This is a genomic window from Pedobacter sp. FW305-3-2-15-E-R2A2 (assembly GCF_038446955.1).
GTDB lineage: Bacteria > Bacteroidota > Bacteroidia > Sphingobacteriales > Sphingobacteriaceae > Pedobacter.
The window spans coordinates 4811910-4830979 of sequence record NZ_CP151803.1; the positions used below are offsets into that span (position 1 = coordinate 4811910).

At 44.7% G+C, this 19070-nt stretch carries 12 protein-coding genes; 1 reads left to right on the forward strand and 11 read right to left on the reverse strand.

What is annotated here, in order from left to right; genetic code table 11:
- Positions 1-67: 67 nt before the first annotated feature.
- The 9 genes from AAFF35_RS19475 to AAFF35_RS19515 form a co-directional block, all read right to left on the reverse strand.
- Positions 68-1657 carry an amidohydrolase family protein gene (locus tag AAFF35_RS19475; RefSeq protein WP_342328203.1) on the reverse strand — a complete coding sequence of 530 codons (1590 nt, stop codon included), beginning with the start codon at positions 1655-1657 and terminating at the stop codon, positions 68-70.
- A gap of 10 nt (positions 1658-1667) precedes the next feature.
- Positions 1668-3086 carry an amino acid permease gene (locus AAFF35_RS19480; protein ID WP_342328204.1) on the reverse strand — a complete coding sequence of 473 codons (1419 nt, stop codon included), beginning with the start codon at positions 3084-3086 and terminating at the stop codon, positions 1668-1670.
- Positions 3087-3116: 30 nt separating this feature from the next.
- Positions 3117-6023, reverse strand: coding sequence for a tetratricopeptide repeat protein (locus AAFF35_RS19485; RefSeq protein ID WP_342328206.1), 2907 nt, complete (start codon positions 6021-6023; stop codon positions 3117-3119).
- Between the two features lie 7 nt (positions 6024-6030).
- Positions 6031-7659 carry a carboxypeptidase gene (locus AAFF35_RS19490; protein ID WP_342328207.1) on the reverse strand — a complete coding sequence of 543 codons (1629 nt, stop codon included), beginning with the start codon at positions 7657-7659 and terminating at the stop codon, positions 6031-6033.
- 8 nt (positions 7660-7667) lie between these two features.
- On the reverse strand, positions 7668-9197 hold the full coding sequence (locus AAFF35_RS19495) for a hypothetical protein (RefSeq protein ID WP_342328208.1): 1530 nt from the start codon (positions 9195-9197) through the stop codon (positions 7668-7670).
- Between the two features lie 21 nt (positions 9198-9218).
- Positions 9219-10733 carry a SusD/RagB family nutrient-binding outer membrane lipoprotein gene (locus AAFF35_RS19500; protein ID WP_342328209.1) on the reverse strand — a complete coding sequence of 505 codons (1515 nt, stop codon included), beginning with the start codon at positions 10731-10733 and terminating at the stop codon, positions 9219-9221.
- Between the two features lie 34 nt (positions 10734-10767).
- Positions 10768-13905, reverse strand: coding sequence for a SusC/RagA family TonB-linked outer membrane protein (locus AAFF35_RS19505; RefSeq protein WP_342328210.1), 3138 nt, complete (start codon positions 13903-13905; stop codon positions 10768-10770).
- 244 nt (positions 13906-14149) lie between these two features.
- Positions 14150-15121 (reverse strand): AraC family transcriptional regulator, encoded by a 972-nt coding sequence (locus AAFF35_RS19510; RefSeq protein WP_342328211.1) that lies wholly within the window; start codon positions 15119-15121, stop codon positions 14150-14152.
- A gap of 407 nt (positions 15122-15528) precedes the next feature.
- Positions 15529-15900, reverse strand: a complete 372-nt coding sequence (locus AAFF35_RS19515) for a DUF1508 domain-containing protein (protein WP_342328212.1) — start codon at positions 15898-15900, stop codon at positions 15529-15531.
- Between the two features lie 178 nt (positions 15901-16078).
- Between AAFF35_RS19515 and AAFF35_RS19520 the strand changes: the two genes are divergently transcribed.
- On the forward strand, positions 16079-16801 hold the full coding sequence (locus tag AAFF35_RS19520; RefSeq protein WP_342328213.1) for a Crp/Fnr family transcriptional regulator: 723 nt from the start codon (positions 16079-16081) through the stop codon (positions 16799-16801).
- Here AAFF35_RS19520 and AAFF35_RS19525 read toward each other — a convergent pair.
- Positions 16798-17490: a uracil-DNA glycosylase family protein gene (locus AAFF35_RS19525; protein ID WP_342328214.1), complete on the reverse strand. Its 693-nt coding sequence runs from the start codon at positions 17488-17490 to the stop codon at positions 16798-16800. The genes AAFF35_RS19520 and AAFF35_RS19525 overlap by 4 nt on opposite strands.
- 126 nt (positions 17491-17616) lie before the next feature.
- Complete coding sequence (gene dnaA / locus AAFF35_RS19530) at positions 17617-19050, reverse strand: chromosomal replication initiator protein DnaA (RefSeq protein ID WP_074603975.1); 1434 nt, start codon at positions 19048-19050, stop codon at positions 17617-17619.
- Positions 19051-19070: the final 20 nt, after the last annotated feature.

Consider the following 19070-nt stretch of genomic DNA (forward strand, 5'->3'; position numbering starts at 1 on the left):
TGTAAACAAGATGTTAAGTTCAGGAAATGGGAAATACCAATGCTAAATCGAAGTACTAACACTAAAATCAATGCACATGTACCCCAGGCTGACTGAAAATATAACCGGTCTTCGCTTTCTCTTTTTTTACCATTCCTTTAACTTCTTCCAGCAGTTTCCTGGCATCGTATACAATTCCATCCTTTATCGTATACTTTACTCCACCTACCCTGACCACTTCATTTTTAGCATTCAGTTTAATCGCTCCGGTGCCATACAGAACCTGAAGGTTTTTTAAAGGATTTTCTTCCACAATGACAAAATCTGCAAGCTTACCGATCTCTACACTTCCGAGCTCTTTCTCCAGTCCCAATGCCTGCGCGCCGTTCATCGTTGCTGCTTTTATCACTTCCAACGGGTGGAAACCTGCTTCCCGAAGCAATTCCATTTCCCGGACATAGGCAAAGCCAAACAATTCATAGATAAAGCCTGCATCAGTTCCTACGGTCACCCTTCCACCTTTGTTTTTATACTCATTGATAAAAGACATCCAGAGCCGGTAATTTTCCTTCCAGTCGTTCTCTTGTTCCGTTCCCCAGGAATGCCAGTAAGAACCATGTGAATTCCGGCTCGGACTATAAAACTCCCAGAGTTTGGGCATGGTATAATCCGCATGCCATTCCACTGTCCTCGCCCGCATCAGGTCTCTGTTGGCTTCATAAATGTTAAAGGTAGGATCTAAGGTAAAATCCAGGGCCAGCAATTCATTCATTACCTGTTTCCAGCGCTCCGAAAAAGGAGCCGCCGCCTGTCTCCATAAAGTTCCGGCTTCTCCAAAACGATCTTGTTCATTCTGGTAATTATAATCAGGGGAGTAGTTTTGCACCGTCCGGTCCGTAAACATCGCTTCGGGCAAACCATACCAATGCTCTAAAGAAGTCATCCCTGCCTTCGCGCTATGCAAGGCATTCCAGCGTCCCACATCTGTTTGTGCATGATGGGCCATCGACCTTAATCCCAGTTTTTTATTTTCGTCAATCGCTGCAAACATCACCTCCGGGGAAGCGCCAAAGAACTTGATCCCATCGGCACCTTTTTTCGCGTTTTCGCGGGCCCATGCCCTGGCTTCAGCAGCGGTAGAGATGGCCATTTTACTGCCTTGTCCGAAAACCGTATAAGCCATGATCCGCGGAGCAGTAATTTCATTCTTCGCACTTTTGGCCTTTTCGTCCAGCACCCAATCCAGTCCGCTCATGCAACCCGGCTCCCGGATGGTCGTTACGCCATGTGCCATCCAAAGTTTAAAAACATAGTCCGCATCCGAACCTTTCTCTGCTCCCCCGATATGGGCGTGCATGTCGATAAACCCGGGCATCAGGTACATCCCTTCTGCCTGCAATTCCTTCCCTCCAGCTTTTAACTTTGGTCGTCTGGCAGGGTCAATGGGTAGTCCCGGAGCACCTACAGGACGTATTGCGGTAATCTTGTTTCCCTCCACCACGATGTCTACCGGCCCCATTGCCGGGGCGCCTGTACTGTTGATGAGGGTTACCCCTCTAATGATCAGTTGGGTCCATGGTCCTTCTCCTTCCTTTCTGGCGCTGGCTTTTTGAGGTTGTCCAAAACCATTCAGCTGAAGCAACAGCAGAACCACTAACAATTTCAAACTCGTTTTCATGTGTGATCAATTAAGATTTACGATCATTTCCGGATAGGTAATAAACAGGAATGCCAATCAGTACCAGCACCAGTCCCCAGCCGCAGGTACTTGTTTTATAATACAACAGACCTCCGCTTAAAACTGCGGCACAAATCATATATAAAGCAGGAATTACCGGATAACCGAAAGCTTTGTAAGGACGCTCCGCATCCGGATACTTACGTCTTAAAATAAAGATTCCTCCAATGGTCAGGATGTAAAAAATCAGGACCACAAAGATCACATAGTCCAGCAGGTCACCATACCTGCCTGTCAGGCATAAAACGGAGGCCCAGATGCATTGTGCCCATAAGCCCCAGCCGGGTACCTCAAATTTATTGAGTTTAGCGGCCTGCTTAAAGAACAACCCGTCCTGGGCCATCGTATAATATACCCTTGCACCGGAGAGGATCAACCCGTTGTTACAGCCAAAAGTAGAAATCATGATCATCACCGCGATCACCAATGTCCCTGCGGTTCCAAAAATATATTGAGATGCGGCAACGGCAACACGATCTGCGGGAGCCCCTGCAATTTCCTGCATAGACAATACTGCCGTATACATGATATTTGTAGACACATAGATCACTGTAACGATGAGCGTTCCAAGAAAAAGACTAAGGCCGATATTCTTACGGGGATTACGGATTTCTCCTGCAATAAAGGTCACGTTGTTCCAGGCATCGCTGGAAAACAAAGAGCCAACCATTGCAGAAACCACGGCAGCGAACAACGTTGCACCACCAATATTGACTGCAGTTTGCGTTTCCGGATTCCAGTTAAAGGGCGTAAATACCTGCGCCCAGTTTGCGTTCCAGACTTCAGACCTGAAGGCAAAAAGTAAACCCATAATGATCAGTCCGAAGAGGGACAGGATTTTGATCACCGTTAACAGGGTTTGAATAATCTTCCCATTTTTCACCCCCCTGCTATTGATCCAGGTCAACAATATGATCGTCACAATCGCCACCAGCTGTGCCGCATTGATCTTAAAGCTGCCGAGCTCATATAAAATATGCTGATCTCCAAGCGGTTCATATAAATACGCAGCGAATTTGGCAAAAGCCACACCCACCGCTGCAATCGTTCCAGTCTGGATGACCATAAAAAACGACCAGCCATATAAAAAAGCCACCAGTTTATTGTAGGATTCTCTCAGGTAAATATATTGTCCCCCCGCTTTTGGGTACATCGCAGAAAGCTCACCATAGCTCAACGCGGCCATCAGCGTAATTACTCCCGTCAGGCCCCAGATGATGATGAGCCATCCTGCACTTCCTACATTTCTGGTAATATCGGCACTAACGATAAAGATTCCGGAGCCGATCATAGAGCCAACCACCAACATGGTGGCATCCAGCAGACCGAGCTCCCGCTTCATTTCATGATTTTCAGTTTGGTTTTCCATTATTGCTATAGCTGGTTAAGCTGTTAAAGGTTAGTGTTGGTTTTCAAAAGCCGGACCTGATTTGATCTTCAATCCGGAAAGGCTTGTTTTCAATGCATCGGCTTTTGCCTGCTGACCTCCGGCGATGTACGCAGGAATCAGTTCCGCATAAGCCAGGAACAGATAAGAATTGAGCGAAATGGCTTGCTCATAGGCAGCGATGGCTTCCGCTTTTTGTCCTCCGGCAGCCATCAGCCTGCCTTTGGTATAAAAATAATCGGCCATATAAAAAGGTTCTCCCTTGGCGGAGATTTCCTTAAATACCGATTCCCCCTCCTGTTGATGTCCTGTAGCGGCAAGCAGCGTCACATACCTTAATTTATCCCCATCTCTGACCGGAGTCTTGCCCGTTAAAAATGGCTGAAGGTATTCTTCAGCGTCCGTCTTATTACCCTGAGCGGCATAAAATGCAGCGATCCGGAGGTTGTAATCTGCCCTGGCATTTCCGGAAGCAGCAAGGATGCGCTGTGCCTCTTTCAACGTCTGAATGGCGGCATCATATTGTTTGTTAACGGCCAATGCATCTGCATACATATTCCGGTATTCAAAGTTCTGGGGCTTTTGTTCCACGAGCTCCTTCAACACCAGAACAGGCTCTTTATACCCCAATCCGGATTGCAGTACCGCTGCATAAGCCAATGCATCATCCCTCCTGTCTCTCAAATAAGTGGAGACCGTGGCTCCGCTTTTTCCATATTCCTGAGCAGTTGCTATCGCTTCCGGAATCATCCCGTTTCGTTTATACATTTCCCGCAATTGCATGTTCACTCTTGCCAGTTCCTGATAATCATCTTCCAGCTGGAAGGATTTTTTAAGGTAAACCGCCTGTTCCTCAACCGCAGTTTTCTGATCTGTTTCATTCGCTGCAAATTTCGCTGCAACCAAACCCGCATAAGCAGAATAGATGGGCGCATATTTCGGATCAATCTGTTCTGCTTTTTTAACCCATTCCTCTGCTCCTTTAAAATCTTTTTGCTCTATCCTGAGCTGGGCATAATCCAGATAGGCAGGCAGGTATTTCTGGTCATAGACCAATGCCGTATCGATGTAAGCAGCGGCCAGCACCGGATTACGTTGTTTCACTTTAGTACTCAGGTTCAGGTACACCTCCGACCAGTTGCTGGCCATCGCCTGTTGATCCCCGGCCAGGTAAGCCCGCTCCTTTTTCACCAGCCCATCCAGAAACCGGTACATTTCAGGATCTTTAGATTTGAGGTCAGAGGTCGTATTCATAGATTTAAAATCCAGTGGATGCACTTTTACAGGTTCAAAATACGCAGGATAGGTTTGTGCAAAATATTCGCTCTCATTGTTCTGAGAATAATAATCCAGGGTTCTTTTCTCTTTCATTGCCTGATAATACAGCGACCTGATCTTCCGGTTTTCGGCATCTGTCAGCACACGTCCATGAAAAAGGTGGACATATTCATGGAGGATCACATTTCGCTCCAGAAAGGCGCCGCGTTCTACGTATTCTATCGCCGCAGCACCACTTCCTACCCCCCTGATGTCCATCCACTGACGGTTATCAAAAGTGGTCATGTAACGAAAAGAAGGCGAATTCATCGTGATGGCGAGGTCATTGTGCAATGGCGGAATCCGAAAGGCATTCTCCTGTTTAGATAGAAAAGGAAAATAGACCACCGCGGTAAACAACTGGTTCCAGGCCATCGCTTTTACGGTTTCTCCCGGATAATAATTCACATCAGGAAACACCTTTTGAAAATTCGTAAGATCTGTAATCTTTGTCGTATTCAATTGATTCGAAATCGAATCATAGACTGCGAGGTATGGAATCCGTTTAGACTTAATCACCGCAGACAATCCATTGTGTGCTGGTCCATAGTGCTTTTTCCTGGACAAAATGCTTCTGAAAATCGACTCCGCAGAATCCAGTCTGGTTTTACGGTTCATATCAAATGCGATATAATAGATCGAAGCCCTGTGCATCAATGGCAGCACAGAACCTGGATATTGCTTGCCTACCGCCCTGGTGGTTTCAATGGCATCTTTCACCTGATTTCCCCGCACCTGATCGTCTGCTTTTTCCAATGCTTTCCTGACCATATCATCGTCTTTTTCCGCATAATCCGCATAGGTCAGATTGGTATGTCCGTTGCCCCAATGCCAATGTGTTTGAAAATGCAAAGGATTAATGGCCAGCGCCAGCTCCCATTGCGCGGCCATCGCATTCAATTGTCTCGCATCTACCCTTCTCCAGATGGCATAACCATAGCTAAACCGGGCATCTGCATTGTAAGGATCAATTTCCAGAGATTTCTTTAATGGAGCCACCGCAAGGTCAGGCTGCTGATCCCAGAAATACACATCGGCCTCCAGCAAATAAGCACCTGCACTTTTAGGATGAGCAGTCATCACCTTTTTCGCGATTTCCATCGCTTCCTTATAATTCTTTTGCAATAACCTTGTTCTGCCCAGCATCAGCCATAGTTTCTCTGAAGGCTGACTTTTTAACGCCTGTTCACATAAGGCGGCTGCCTGCGGCAATCGCCAGGCCTGTATTTCCAGAAATGCTTTTAAAAGAATCGCCTTTTCATTTTTAGGCTGTGCCTTGTGTACTTCATTTACCAGCAGTTCTGCTTTTTTCAACTCATTGGTCAGGATCAGGTAATCTGCCGACAACAATTGATAAGCTACCGAAGGTTTTGGATGTGCCGCAATTGCCCGGGTCGCTTCCTTCCACATCCCCAGCTGTAACATTCTTTGAATCCCTTCGACCGGTTTCCCGGAAAAAGAGAATTCCTTTAAGACTTTGGCTTTCAAGGCTGATAAATCTTTTAAAGCTTTTCCGGCACTATCCGGACTTATGTTTTGTGCAGAAAGACCGCTCACATTCAGGCAAAGCAGACAAGACAAATAAAAATGGGTTCTTTTCATAGCAATACTAATTTAAGGGGGCGGCATTAATTTCTTTCATCACTTCATCATATAACCGGTCTGCATCTTTCTTTACCTGCACTAATGATGGTTTATGTACGTATAACATGTGCCCCGCTTCATAAAAAGTAAAATTTACATTTTTCTTTTGTTCCGGACGCAATCCCATGGTACTAAAAGTATACCCGGCCGCGAAATAAGGCGTGGCAAGGTCATAATAACCACAGAGCACCCACACTTTCAGGTAAGGGTTTACTGCCATGGCTTTCCTTAACGATTCCGCCACGTTTAAATAGCGGTTTTGAACGTTATTATAATTCCATGGCTGTACCCTTCCCCCGAGAATTTCATAAGGCAGGTCATTTTTAAATTTCAGTTCTGCCCGCACATAGTGATTCAGGGCGGCACTGTATGGACCGGAGATCGTGCCATCATTGCTGGGATCAAACTCTGGGCCGACACCTACATCATTGTAATCGCGACCTGTAAAGCGGCTGTCCAGACGGCCCACAGTGAGCCCATCCCCCCGGCGGAGTTCTTTATTAAATTTATGAATGTCGATCCGCAGATTGGTCTGGCGGATATAAGCTTTGGAGAGCCCGGTATAGCGGCTCAGTTTATTCACAATCCCGGTGTACTCCGCCTCGCTCAGCTCACTGCCTTTCATGAGTGCCGTATGGTATTCCCCAAGTGCAAATGCCTCTACTTCTTTCAGCGTAGTTTTCAGGTCCCGCTGCAAGTCGGCATCTAATTTTTTATGATACCAGGCCGTTGCGGTATAAGTAGGCAGGAACAGCGGAAAAGGCAGGTCATTGCCGATATCAAAACGTGCGGTTTGCATGTTCAGGATCGAGCTGATCAGGACCACTCCGTTCAGGTAAAACTTATATTTGCTTTGCAGGTATTCCGACAATCCTGCGGCCCGGGTTGTCCCGTAACTTTCTCCGGCAAGGAATTTCGGCGACTGCCACCTGTCGTACCTGGTCGCATACAAACGGATGGCCTCTCCCATACTTTGAATGTCTTCTTCATAACCATGAAACTGCTTGTCATTTTCTCCTGTTACGGCCCTGCTGTATCCTGTAGTAACCGGATCCAAAAAAACCATGTCCGTTTTGTCCAGCCAGGAATATTCATTGTCTACATACCGATACGGCGGAGGAAGGACATCTCCTTTATCCGACATCAGCACCCGCTTAGGTCCAATGATCCCCATATGCAACCATACGGAAGAAGAACCTGGCCCACCGTTAAAAGTGTAGGTCATCGGTCTTTTCCTTTGATCTGCCACCCCATCTTTAGTATAGGCGACAAAGAAAATATTGGCTTTAGGTTTTCCCTCTTCTGTAGCCAGTTGCAAATAGCCTGTAGTCGCGGTATAACTGATCAGCTGTCCTTTAATGGTAATGCTGTGTTTGGTGGATACCGGCGCAGGGATATTGGGGGAATTCGAAATGATGTATCCCGAAGGGTCCAGTGGAAGCGCCACAACGGGAGCTCCTTTACTTTCTGTTGAAGGGACTACCGGAGGGGCTACAGCAGCAGCTTCCCTACCTCCTCTGCCTTGGGCATTGCTGTATAACGCGGTCGCGGCAAACCATCCGGCTAAAATAGCGCATCGAATAGATTCTCTCATCTTCATAACTATTTAATTTCTTGTAAAGTGTTTTTATAAAAAGAATCCGCATCCACTTTCATCTGTTTCAAAGAAGGCATATGGATATACAACATGTGGCCCGCTTCATAATAGGTGAAATTGATGTTTTTCGCCTGCTCAGGTCTCAATCCCATATGGTTGATCACATATTTGGAAGCAAAATAGGGCGTTGCAAAATCATAATAACCGCCCAATACCCAGACCTTCATCGATGGATTTACCGACATTGCCTGTCTCATATATTCCGCAACGTTCAGGTATTTATTCTGCACATTGCTATAGTTCCAGCGCCCAACACCACCACCAAGAATGTAATAGGTCAGGTTGTTCGTATAATTGAGCTCCTTACCGAAATAGCTCAATACTCCGGCGGTATAAGGACCGGAGATCGTCCCTGTATTGCTCGGATCATATTCGGTAGAAGAACCGGTATCGTCGTAATCAATTCCGGTAAAGCGGGAATCCAGTCGCCCAACCGTTTTTCCATCTTTACGAAGCAGCTCTTTATTGTATTGTGGAAGATTGATCCGAAGATTCGTTTGCCTGATAAAGCTTTCCGACAAACCGGTATACCTGCTCAGCTTCTGCACAACGGACGTATATTCGGCTTCCGTCAGCCTGTCGCCCTTCATCAATGCCGTACTGTATTCATTAAGTGCAAAAGCCTCCGCTTCGGCAGTCAGCGTTTTCAAATCTTTTGCCTGCATTTCCGGACTCAGCTGCTGGTAATACCAGGAGGTTGCCGCATAACTCGGAAGGTAGAGCGGGTAAGGAAGGTCGTTGCCAATGGCGAAATTGATCGTCTGAAAGTTCAACACTGCAGAGATGAGCACAATTCCATTCACATACATTTTAAACGCACTTTGCAGGTAACTGGATAAACCGGCAGCCCTTGTTGTGCCATAACTTTCCCCCGCCAGAAATTTAGGAGAACCCCAGCGTTTATTCTGGGTGGTGTACAGCTTAATAAACTCTCCCACCGACTGGATATCTTCATTATAGCCTTGAAATTCGCTTTTATCCACGCCTGGTGCTGCCCGGCTAAATCCTGTTCCTACCGGATCGATAAACACAAGGTCACTTTGATCCAGCCAGGAATACTCATTATTGGTATAAGCATAAGGGGGAGTCAGGGCCGCTCCTTTATCCGACATCACAATTCTCTTTGGCCCGATTACCCCCATATGTAACCAGACAGAAGCCGATCCTGGTCCCCCGTTAAAGGTATAAGTGACCGGTCTCCTGGTCAGGTCCCCTCCATCATCCTTCGTATAGGCAATGTAGAAGATATTGGCCCTCAGCTTTCCTTCTTCCGTTTTAAGGGGCATATAACCGGTCGTCGCGGTATAATTGATGACCTTTCCATTCACCGTTACTGACCCTTTAGTTTTCACCGTTTCTCCTTCTTCAGGTTTTGCCCTCGATTCGGAAGCCGCAGCTGCCGGGGATGCTGGTTTCGTTTGGGCAATGGATAACTGAATACCCATTGCCAGTATAAATAAGAATACTCTTTTCATTTCTGTTCGCATTGATAAAAATTATGGACGGGTATCCCAGAACACTCGTTGTAACATATCGGCCCTGGCAGGTGTATTCGGATTACTGCTTCTTTCAGAAAGCGGATAGATCAGCACCCTTGGAATCTTGTCATAGACCGCTACTGAAATAGGTAACGGAGTAATGGCCGGATAACCGGTTCTCCTCCAATCGTTCCATGGTTCCATCAATACCCCAAAATTGGCGACATACTTCTCATTGATGATTTGTTCCAGTTTTTGCGCGTTCGTTCCTGTTAATGTCCCATTCGCTGTAACATAGGCGTCGATGGCGACAGCACTTACGCCCGATTCGGCCATCGAAGAACGAATCCCTGCTTCAAAAAAGGTTTGGGCGCTTCCCGGTGCACTTAAGGTCAGCGCAGCCTCGGCTCTGATAAAATTGTATTCAGAAAAAGTAAGCAGCCTTGCCGGTGAGTTGCCAGACCAGGTGATCGAACCGTCAGTAATCGTTCCATCAGGGTTGATCACGATGGAATTCAAACTCGCATCGCCTTTCAGAAAAGTGTTCAGTCTGGAGTAAGCAACGGAAGAATTGTCCAATGCAGAAGCACCCTTGTAATTGCCGCTATTGTAAGGAAAAGAAACAAAATAAGATGGCCTGCGTGGATCGGCTTTAACGTTCATCATGTCTACGATCGTTCTGTTAGGGAAAAAAGCATTTCTGAACTGTCCTCCCTCTATACTCGTAATCGGATTCTGGCGTCCCGATTCTGCCAGGAATTTCATTTGAAAATTATCCGAATTTGAAGTCATAAACTGGGCTCCGCTATTGATGAGCGCTGTCATCTGACTGGAGGCAAAAGTGGGATCCTTCTGACTGTAATGCAAATAGATACGTAGCTTTAAGGTATTGGCAAATTTGATCCAGTTGTTCTTTACCGTAGCCCATACGCCGGGATAAATGGTGGTATTTTTATCTGGTTCAAAGACAGATGCAGGAGCATTAATGTCTGCAATACCTGCATCCAGGGTGCTGATCAGGTCTTTATAAATGGCCTCATCGTCATCGTACTTAGGGTATAAGTTCTCTGCGAACTTCGATGCCTCACTATAAGGGACATCTCCCCAGCCGTCTACAGTGACCTGATAAACATAGGCCTTTAATATTTTGGCGACACCCGCATAATGTGGGCTTCCCTCTTTCTCTGCTTTGGGGATAATTTTTGCAATGTCGGCAAGCAGTGTCGCAAATATCGAGCTCCACTGATTGTTCACATCCGAATTGTTGATGTTATAGCGTTCATACTCTTTAAAGGTTTGAGAGGTATTGGTGGTCTGACCCGAAAATTGCTGCATCATCAGACCGCTATACCGGAAAAGATCACTTGTACCCAGGTAGCCCACATTTACCGTAATGGAGGGCAATAACTGAGCAACCGGAACATCAATCACATTGTTAGGATCGTCATTTACATCATAGAATTTTTTACAGGAATGGAACAAGCTTCCAAAGAGCAACAGACTTGTGCATATGATGGTTTTATTCAGTTTCATGGCTTTTACTTAAAAATTTCTTAAAATCAGTTAATTAAAATGTAGCCCTTAAGGTGGCCCCAAAAATTCTGGCTACCGGCTGGATCCCAAACTCCAGGCCTCTCGCATTTCCAACTCCCAATACGTTTTGTTCCGGATCAAGGTGTGGGAAATTAGGCGCATAAGTGAGCAGGTTCCGTCCGTAAACAGACAGTTGTAAACGGCTGATGAATTTGGTTCTGGCCAGTAATGCCTTAGGAAGAGAATAACTGAAAGTCGCTTCTCTCAATTTGAGGAAAGTTGCATCGAGCACATAACCTTCCCATGCCACATATTTTCCCTGTAAACCCCAGTAATCCTGCGCAGAAACTCGGGTGGTATTCGGGCTTCCATCTGCATGTACCCCTTCAAACAGATAAGGTGTAGAAACCGTTCCATCCGCATTAAAGCGATCAAATTCGGCAGTTTCCTTAGCTACACCATTGATTCTTAAATCGCCTACCGTTCTGGAAAGCACATCCCCTTTGTATTTGAAGTCGAGCAGGAAGGAGAAGCTAAAATCCTTATAAGTGAAGGTGTTGGTTAATCCCGCAGTAAATTTAGGGTTGGGATTTCCTACTGCGCCAACTTCATTTGTTGCCTGTGGCAAGCCATTGGCTTTAATGATCATGCGGCCCTGTGCATCCCGCTGGTACATATTCGAATAGATCAAACCATAAGGTTGTCCGGCCACCGCCTGAACATTTGGCGAAGTAAAACCTCCCAGAGAGATCAGGGCAACACCCGGGGCGAGCTCCTTAACCACAGATTTGAAAGTGGTAAAATTCAGCATGGCCTCCCAGCTAAAACTTGCGGTCTTTACCGGTGTCCCACTTAGCAGGAATTCCAACCCTTTTGTAGACAGCTTTCCAGCATTTTTAACCTGACTGGTAAAGCCAGAACTTGGGGGTATAGGCACATTGAAGATCAGGTTTCTGGAATCTCTTTTATAAACCGAGAAATCCAATGACAACCGGTTGTCGAAAAAGCTCAGCTCTGTTCCCAACTCTATTTCCCTGGTAAATTCAGGAAGGATATCTTCATTTCCGGAAGCGTTTGCATAGGTATATCCCGCCATGTTGTTAAAAGGGAAATTTACCGCGGTAGAGCTAAATCCATCCGCTGCTCCGGCAGTACCATATACCGTTGAGGCATCATATGCATTTGCGCCTTTTCCCACCTCCCCAACATTCGCCCGGATCTTGGCAGAAGTCAGGACTTTTCCTTTTAATTCCGGAAAGGCCTCTGTAGGCACAAAACTGACCGCTACGGCCGGATAAAAAATGGACCTGTTCTTTTTGCTTAAGGTAGACGAGAAGTCATTACGGGCCTTCACATTCAGGTTCAGGTAGGATTTATAACCCACAGAAAGATCGCCGAAGAAGCCCATTAACCTGGTCTTGAAAAAACGGTCTTCCGCACTAAAAGTGGTGAAGTTTTTAAGATTGGCAAATCCGGGAATGGTAATGCTCTTTCCCGTAGCGATGATTGTTTTGTCATAATTGGAAAGGATCTCATTTCCCAGGGTTCCCGAAAGGTTAAAATCACCAAAGGTCTTGTTTGCCGTTAAGGTAAAATAGCTGCTGAGGTTTCTTGTCATGTCCTGACGTTCAATGATCCCACCGGCTCCTGCAGAAGCTGTATTTCCATTACTCCTCACTCCTTTGTCGTCAAATCCCGTGAAATTATTGTTGAATACATCGACGCCTACCTTTAAATCTGCCTGTAACCAGCTGGTAAAATCATATTTAAGGTTCAGGTTTCCGAAAAAGCGGTTCAGCTCCTGGCTGGTCGTGATGTGGTCTATCGACCAGTAGGGATTTTCTTCCGAACTGGAATACCAGATCTGTCCACCCGTAGCATCGGTTACCGGTAAACCGGAAATGTCATAACTGCGGGGCGCATAAATGGCACGCCACAATGGATTCGCTCCCTGATTTCCAGCCTGCGTCCGGTTCGATTTATTATTGATATAAGAAAAAGAAGTGTTCATCTTCAGTTTATCGGAGATGGTTGCACCGAGATTTCCACTGAAGGTATTTTTATAAAGTTTATTTCCCGGAACAAGTGCATCCTGAGTATTGTTGCCATAAGAAACCCGGTAATTATACTTGTCGCTGGCTCCGGAAAAGTTAATGGTATTGTCGAGCGCGAGCTGTGTCTGGAGGATATCTCTGACATTGTCCGGATAGGCCTGTAAGGCCACGGTATTTCCGAGGATATCGGTCACCTGCTGCCCGGCAATCCTTGGTCCCCAGGAAGTGGATTTAGGGTCCCATTTATAAATCAGCGCTGGTGTGGCATCCTTTCCATAAATCCCTTTCGATCCCTGTGCATATTCGTTCTGATAGTCAGGAAACCTGTTGATCGTACCCCAGGAAGTATTAGAGGTAAAAGAAACCTCACTCCTGCTGCCCTGTTTTCCTTTTTTAGTGGTGATGAGGATTACACCTGAAGCCGCTCTGGAACCATACAGCACCGTTGCTGCTGCTCCTTTCAATACGCTTATACTTTCGATATCTTCCGGATTCACATCTGAAGCCCTGCTGGAACTCGCCACACCAGCGTTCACCGAATTCGCGCCACCACCATTATCGATTGGAACACCATCAATCACATATAAAGGTTGGTTGCTTCTGGTGATACTGGAAAAGCCCCGGATGGTGACGTTGGAACTCGTAAATCCTCCACCGGATCCCGAAATCTGCACCCCTGCCACTTTACCTGCCAGTGCATTGGTAATATCTGGCGTCGGGGCTTTAGTCAGACTTTCCGAACTGACCTTACTGACGCCATAACCCAGGGTTTTCTTGTCCCGTTGAATTCCAAATGAGGTGACTACCACCTCTTCCAGATTTTTGGAATCTTCTACCAGAACGATCTGGTAATCATTTTCTGTACCGACCTTTACCTTTTGGGCCGTGTAACCGATAAAACTAATGAGAAGCGTTGAATTTGCGGGTGCCTGGAGACTAAATTTACCATTGCCACTGGTTACTGTGCCAATAGTTGTACCTTCTACCTTGATGGAGGCACCGGGAATAGGCTGCCTGTCTTCCTTGGCAGTTACAGTTCCGGTAATCGTTTTGTTCTGTGCATCGGCTACGGAATAGCACAATAAAATCACAGAAAAAAGAAGTAATACTTTTTTCATAATTCGGCTTGCTTAGGGTTAGTTAATAGGTTCTTTAGAAGGAGGTTCGCCTTCCTGGTTAACCAAATTTAGTGCTGCAAGCCAACAAATCATAGGCTATTATTGTCTACTACTTATCAAAAATTGTCTATTATCAGATAAAAAATGAAACAAATACGGAATACCTGTTTTTCTATAAAAAAAGGAAATTTAACAGATGGGCATGCTTAGGCCGGAGGACAGCTGAGAAATGGTCAAATGTAGACTACAGCAGATACATCAAAGAGAGCAAATCATTATTGATGAGCATATAAAAAGAGACGAACAGAGAACCTATCGCTTTGTTAATCGGCACTTCCTCACTTTTAAACTTATATTTTTTGATGTAATCTTTTGGGGCCATAGAAGTGATCTTCTTAAAGACCCGGTTAAAAGTGATGATGCTGTTAAACCCGGTGGTATAGGCCACGGAAGAAATGCAGTCAAAATCGCCGCTAATGATCTTTTTACAAGCTTCATTTACCCGGATCTCATGTAAGAAAGACAAATAGGTTTTTCTGGTATGTCGTTTAAAATACTTGCAAAATGCATGGGGTGTAATGCAGGCTATGGAAGCAATCTTATTGAGGGAGATGTCTTCGGAATAATGGTCAATCGTATATTGGTATACATCATTCATCCGCAATCCCTCTGAATCTGTAAAAGAGTGGTTAGAAAACCCGGTAGACAGGGATTTCCATTCTTTGATATGGCTGGCACAGGACTGCAGCAATTTAATCAGGTTCAGCAAACGGTCCAGTCCTTCTGAGTCTCTGACCTCCTTCACCATTCCTGAAACCTGCAAAACATGCGACGAAGGCACCTGTAAACCAAATACCGTCCCCTCTATAAATCTTTTAACAGGTTCCAGCTCCGGAAGTTCCAGCAAACTGGCCAGGTTATGTTTATGGTCAAAAAAGATATGAATGGCATGAATGTTATTGCGGTAGCTTTCTCCAAAATGACTGGCATTGGAACGGAAAAGATGGGGCTGGTCACTGCCTATAAAATAGATGTCGCCGGGCTTACAGGGTTGTGTATAATTTCCTGCAATCAATGTTCCTTCCCCTTTTATAATTAATGTAATCTGTACTTCTTTATGGCGATGCAGGTAGTTGTAAAAATAAGGCAATATATCCTCCTGTACTACGATTGAGTATTCATTTGCAACGGGAACGGTGAATTGAAGTACTTTCATATAATCAATAATACCATAAAAACAATAATTTTTATAGCGATTAAACCTGCGTAACAAGAAACATACTTTTCCCCTTTCCGGCCTCAGACGGCAAACATAAACTACTGCTCTAAAACCAGTTAAGCGCAAAAAACCTTTAAAATATTAATTCCTTAAATCTGAAGTATAAATATTTTATCAGAAGCACAGGCCGTACAGGTTGTTCCGAACAATCCGGGATAGCAACAGTTAATCAACTAAAAGGGCAGGTTATCAAACCGGGCATATAGACAGGTTTTTGAGCAGGATCGCTATCAAAGAAGTTACAAAAAGAAGGACAGGCTTAAAAAAAACAAAGCAATACTTCGGCGATTAGCCCAGGTATTGCTTTGAATATAGTGATGATTTTTTAATCGTGTTTTGAGGTGTTATTCTGCTACAAGATCCAGATCGGACTCTTTTACTGTCAGACTGCTTAAGTCTTCCAGCTCTGCATCGTGGGTATAGCTTCTAATTGCAGCAATGCTACGTTCCATATCCAACCAATACGTATAATAACCGCTACGCCCCAGCACCTGGTTATCCGCATCCTTCAAAATAAAATAAGAACCCTGTTCGTCTGACTGACGGCTGAAACGGTGTGCGAATTTTGAATTTGCCTTAACCAGGTCAATTTGCTTTTCGCAAGCGATTTTTGCAGTCGTACGATCCGAACTCCGCAATACGATCTCGCCCGATTTCAACTTTAGGTTAAAATGGTACTTGTTGTCAAAGTCTTTTATAATCTGAAATTTTGCCATAACTCATTTAAAGTTTACGACTGCAAATTTAAGATCGCCGGAAATAAAAAACACGCATTAGTGTCAATCGAAAAACTGATAAATATCAATTATTTTAGAAAGTTATTACCGCAACATGACCTTTAATAGTTGAAGAATGCAAAAAAAATAGAAGTAACTTTGGACCGAGAACGAGAATATGAGCCTATCCGGAATTTTTCCAATTGATCAATGGAACTTTAAATCACAATCTATCCTGAAAAGTATCCCCTCAGAAGACCATGACCGTCTTTGTGTCAATATGACGGTAGAAAGTTATAATAAGGGCGATGTGATCTTTAAAGAAGGCGCCGTTCCTTCGGGGATATTTTACATTCAAAAAGGGATTGTAAAAAAGTATAAAGTAGACCGTGATGGCAGGGAACAGATCATTTATGTAGCGGGTAGTACCGAGCTGATTGGATATCACGCCATCCTCGCTGAAGACCGTTATCCGGATTCTGCTACAGCCATAGAAGACTGCATCATCGCCTTTATCCCAAAAGAAGATTTTCTGGAAGTACTGCACAATTCCGTGATCCTGTCTCAGCGCTTATTAAAGAACATGAGCCATGAATATGCCGTTTTAACGAATAACATCGCTGTGTTTACGCAAAGAACAGCCCGGGAAAGGGTGGCCATCACCCTGATCGTACTGAGGGAAAAATACAAGAATGAGGAAGGCAGTGAAGACACGATTAACATCTCCAGAAGTGACCTTTCCAATATGGCAGGGATCGCCAAAGAGAACCTGGTCCGGATTTTAAAGGAGTTTAAAACACTGGGCATCCTGTATACCGAAGGCCGGAAGATCATGATTACAGACATCAGAATGCTGGCTGAAATCTCGAGTTACAGCAATAAAAGTCTTAAACTTCGTTAAAGCTCCCTGAAAGCCTGAAGATATTTTTCAATATACTCCTGTTTCAGCTTAGATTTATACTGCATGATGTATCGTGGATGCTCCAGGGCAACAATTTTCTTAAAAAACTGATGCTCCTCATTTAGCTTTCTGAAAAAGGCTTCATTTTTTCCCGTTCCAAAACAAAAGCAAACATCCGTTTCAAAGCCCATCGCAATTTGCGTCTGAATGTTCTTCACGATAAAAGGATAGACTGCCTGTTGCAAAGCCTTGTTGTCGTAATAGTTGTAATTGGTCTCCTTACCATTCTCTCCCATAATGGTAAAGCCTAAAGGGCAGATGGAATGAATATAGAATTGCTGATAGAACTCCTCTACCCCACCAAAAGCTTTGATCATGTCATAAATGTACTCGGAAGAAGGCTCATGGGTCATCGGTCCTGGAAAATCAATCTGACAATTGGCCACCAGCCGCTTAGGATCGGTAAAGGAAATCCCGGTGAGCCCTGAACCAAAACGTCCGGGATTAATCCCCAGAATAAGATGCCTGGGTAACTCATCATCGTAATACTTACGGTAAAATGTGGAAGAAGATTGTAAGGCAACAGGGCTTTCTTTAAAGGGGTTCATGATTCTGATTCCCTCAGGCAAAGTTCCGGTAAACTCCAGACTTTCATTAAATGAGATGATCCTTTCGGCAAATGTAGACATCTGTTAAATATAGAAATTATCCCGATAAAAGCTCGAATATCATAAAACCGATATTCTGCATCAACAAAAAGAGGGAATTTCCAGATCGGAAATTCCCTCTTTTTTATAGTTATTTTGATAAGTTGACTAACTCATTTTCAGTTTCTTCTCAATGTCATTTACATAAGCTCTGAACGTCTTATCTGTCTGGATCAGATCTTCTACCGTCTGACAAGCATAAATCACTGTAGAGTGATCTCTACCCCCAAAGAATGCACCGATCGTTTTCAAGGAAGATTTGGTCATCCCTTTCGACAAATACATCGAGATCTGGCGGGCCTGAACGATTTCCCTTTTACGGGTAGGCGCTTTTAATAAGTGTACCGGAACCTCGAAGTAATCACAAACCAGTTTCTGGATATAATCCATAGAAACTTCTTTACTTGTGTTTTTAATGAAGTTCTTCAGCATTGATTTAGCCAGTTGCAAATCAATTTCTTTTTTGTTCATTGTGGATTGTGCCAATAGGGAAACCATTGCACCTTCCAGCTCACGAACGTTGTTGTCAATGTTGTTTGCTACGTATTCCACCACCTCATCAGGAAGGTCGATTCCGTCAGCATACATTTTCTTTCTAAGGATCGCAATTCTTGTTTCCAGTTCAGGGATCTGAAGATCCGCAGAAAGTCCCCATTTGAAACGGCTCAGCAAACGCTCTTCCAGACCGGTAAGGTCTTTCGGCGACTTATCTGAAGTAATGATAATCTGCTTGCCTGATTGGTGTAAATGGTTAAAGATGTGGAAGAAAATATCCTGTGTTTTTTCTTTACCGGCGAAGTTGTGAATATCATCCATGATGATGACGTCCATAGCCTGGTAGAAATTCACGAAATCATTGATCGTATTGTTTTTCAATGATTCCACAAACTGCTGACAGAACTTCTCGCAGGAAAGGTAGATCACCAGCTTATCAGGTAGGTTCTGTCGGATCTCATTTCCGATCGCCTGTGCAAGGTGAGTTTTGCCAAGACCTGAAGCTCCATAGATCATTAGCGGGTTAAAGGAGGTGGCTCCTGGTTTTGCGGCTACCGCATGTCCTGCCGAACGGGCAAGGCGGTTACAGTCACCCTCAACAAAAGTATCAAAGGTATAGTTCGAATTCAGTTGTGGGTCTACATTCATCTTCTTCAATCCCGGAATCACAAATGGGTTCTTAATATCTCTGTTTACATTTACCGGAACAGGCATTGACTGCTTCCTGTTCGTGGAAGACATGCTTCCGTTTGATGGCATATTAGTGGTGTACGGTAAAGCCCCATTGGTAGACTTATCCACCACAATATTATACTCCAGTCTTCCTTCTGTGCCAAGCTGCTGCTTAACGGTTTTGCGCAATAACGCTACATAGTGCTCCTCAAGCCATTCATAAAAGAATAAACTAGGTACCTGTACAGTTAAAACGCTTCCATCCAGTTTAAGGGCAGATATCGGTTCGAACCAGGTCTTGTAACTCTGGGCCGGGATATTATCCTTTATGATTTGGAGACAGTTATTCCATACTTGAGTACAAGTGTTTTGCATAGTTCTTCTTTAATTTTTAC

What these genes read in the sequence shown, in the direction of transcription:
- AAFF35_RS19475 (WP_342328203.1), bottom strand. Translation starts at nt 1,657, where the DNA reads ATGAAAACGAGTTTGAAATTGTTAGTGGTTCTGCTGTTGCTTCAGCTG.
- AAFF35_RS19480 (WP_342328204.1), bottom strand. Translation starts at nt 3,086, where the DNA reads ATGGAAAACCAAACTGAAAATCATGAAATGAAGCGGGAGCTCGGTCTG.
- AAFF35_RS19485 (WP_342328206.1), bottom strand. Translation starts at nt 6,023, where the DNA reads ATGAAAAGAACCCATTTTTATTTGTCTTGTCTGCTTTGCCTGAATGTG.
- AAFF35_RS19490 (WP_342328207.1), bottom strand. Translation starts at nt 7,659, where the DNA reads ATGAGAGAATCTATTCGATGCGCTATTTTAGCCGGATGGTTTGCCGCG.
- AAFF35_RS19495 (WP_342328208.1), bottom strand. Translation starts at nt 9,197, where the DNA reads ATGAAAAGAGTATTCTTATTTATACTGGCAATGGGTATTCAGTTATCC.
- AAFF35_RS19500 (WP_342328209.1), bottom strand. Translation starts at nt 10,733, where the DNA reads ATGAAACTGAATAAAACCATCATATGCACAAGTCTGTTGCTCTTTGGA.
- AAFF35_RS19505 (WP_342328210.1), bottom strand. Translation starts at nt 13,905, where the DNA reads ATGAAAAAAGTATTACTTCTTTTTTCTGTGATTTTATTGTGCTATTCC.
- AAFF35_RS19510 (WP_342328211.1), bottom strand. Translation starts at nt 15,121, where the DNA reads ATGAAAGTACTTCAATTCACCGTTCCCGTTGCAAATGAATACTCAATC.
- AAFF35_RS19515 (WP_342328212.1), bottom strand. Translation starts at nt 15,900, where the DNA reads ATGGCAAAATTTCAGATTATAAAAGACTTTGACAACAAGTACCATTTT.
- AAFF35_RS19520 (WP_342328213.1), top strand. Translation starts at nt 16,079, where the DNA reads ATGAGCCTATCCGGAATTTTTCCAATTGATCAATGGAACTTTAAATCA.
- AAFF35_RS19525 (WP_342328214.1), bottom strand. Translation starts at nt 17,490, where the DNA reads ATGTCTACATTTGCCGAAAGGATCATCTCATTTAATGAAAGTCTGGAG.
- dnaA (WP_074603975.1), bottom strand. Translation starts at nt 19,050, where the DNA reads ATGCAAAACACTTGTACTCAAGTATGGAATAACTGTCTCCAAATCATA.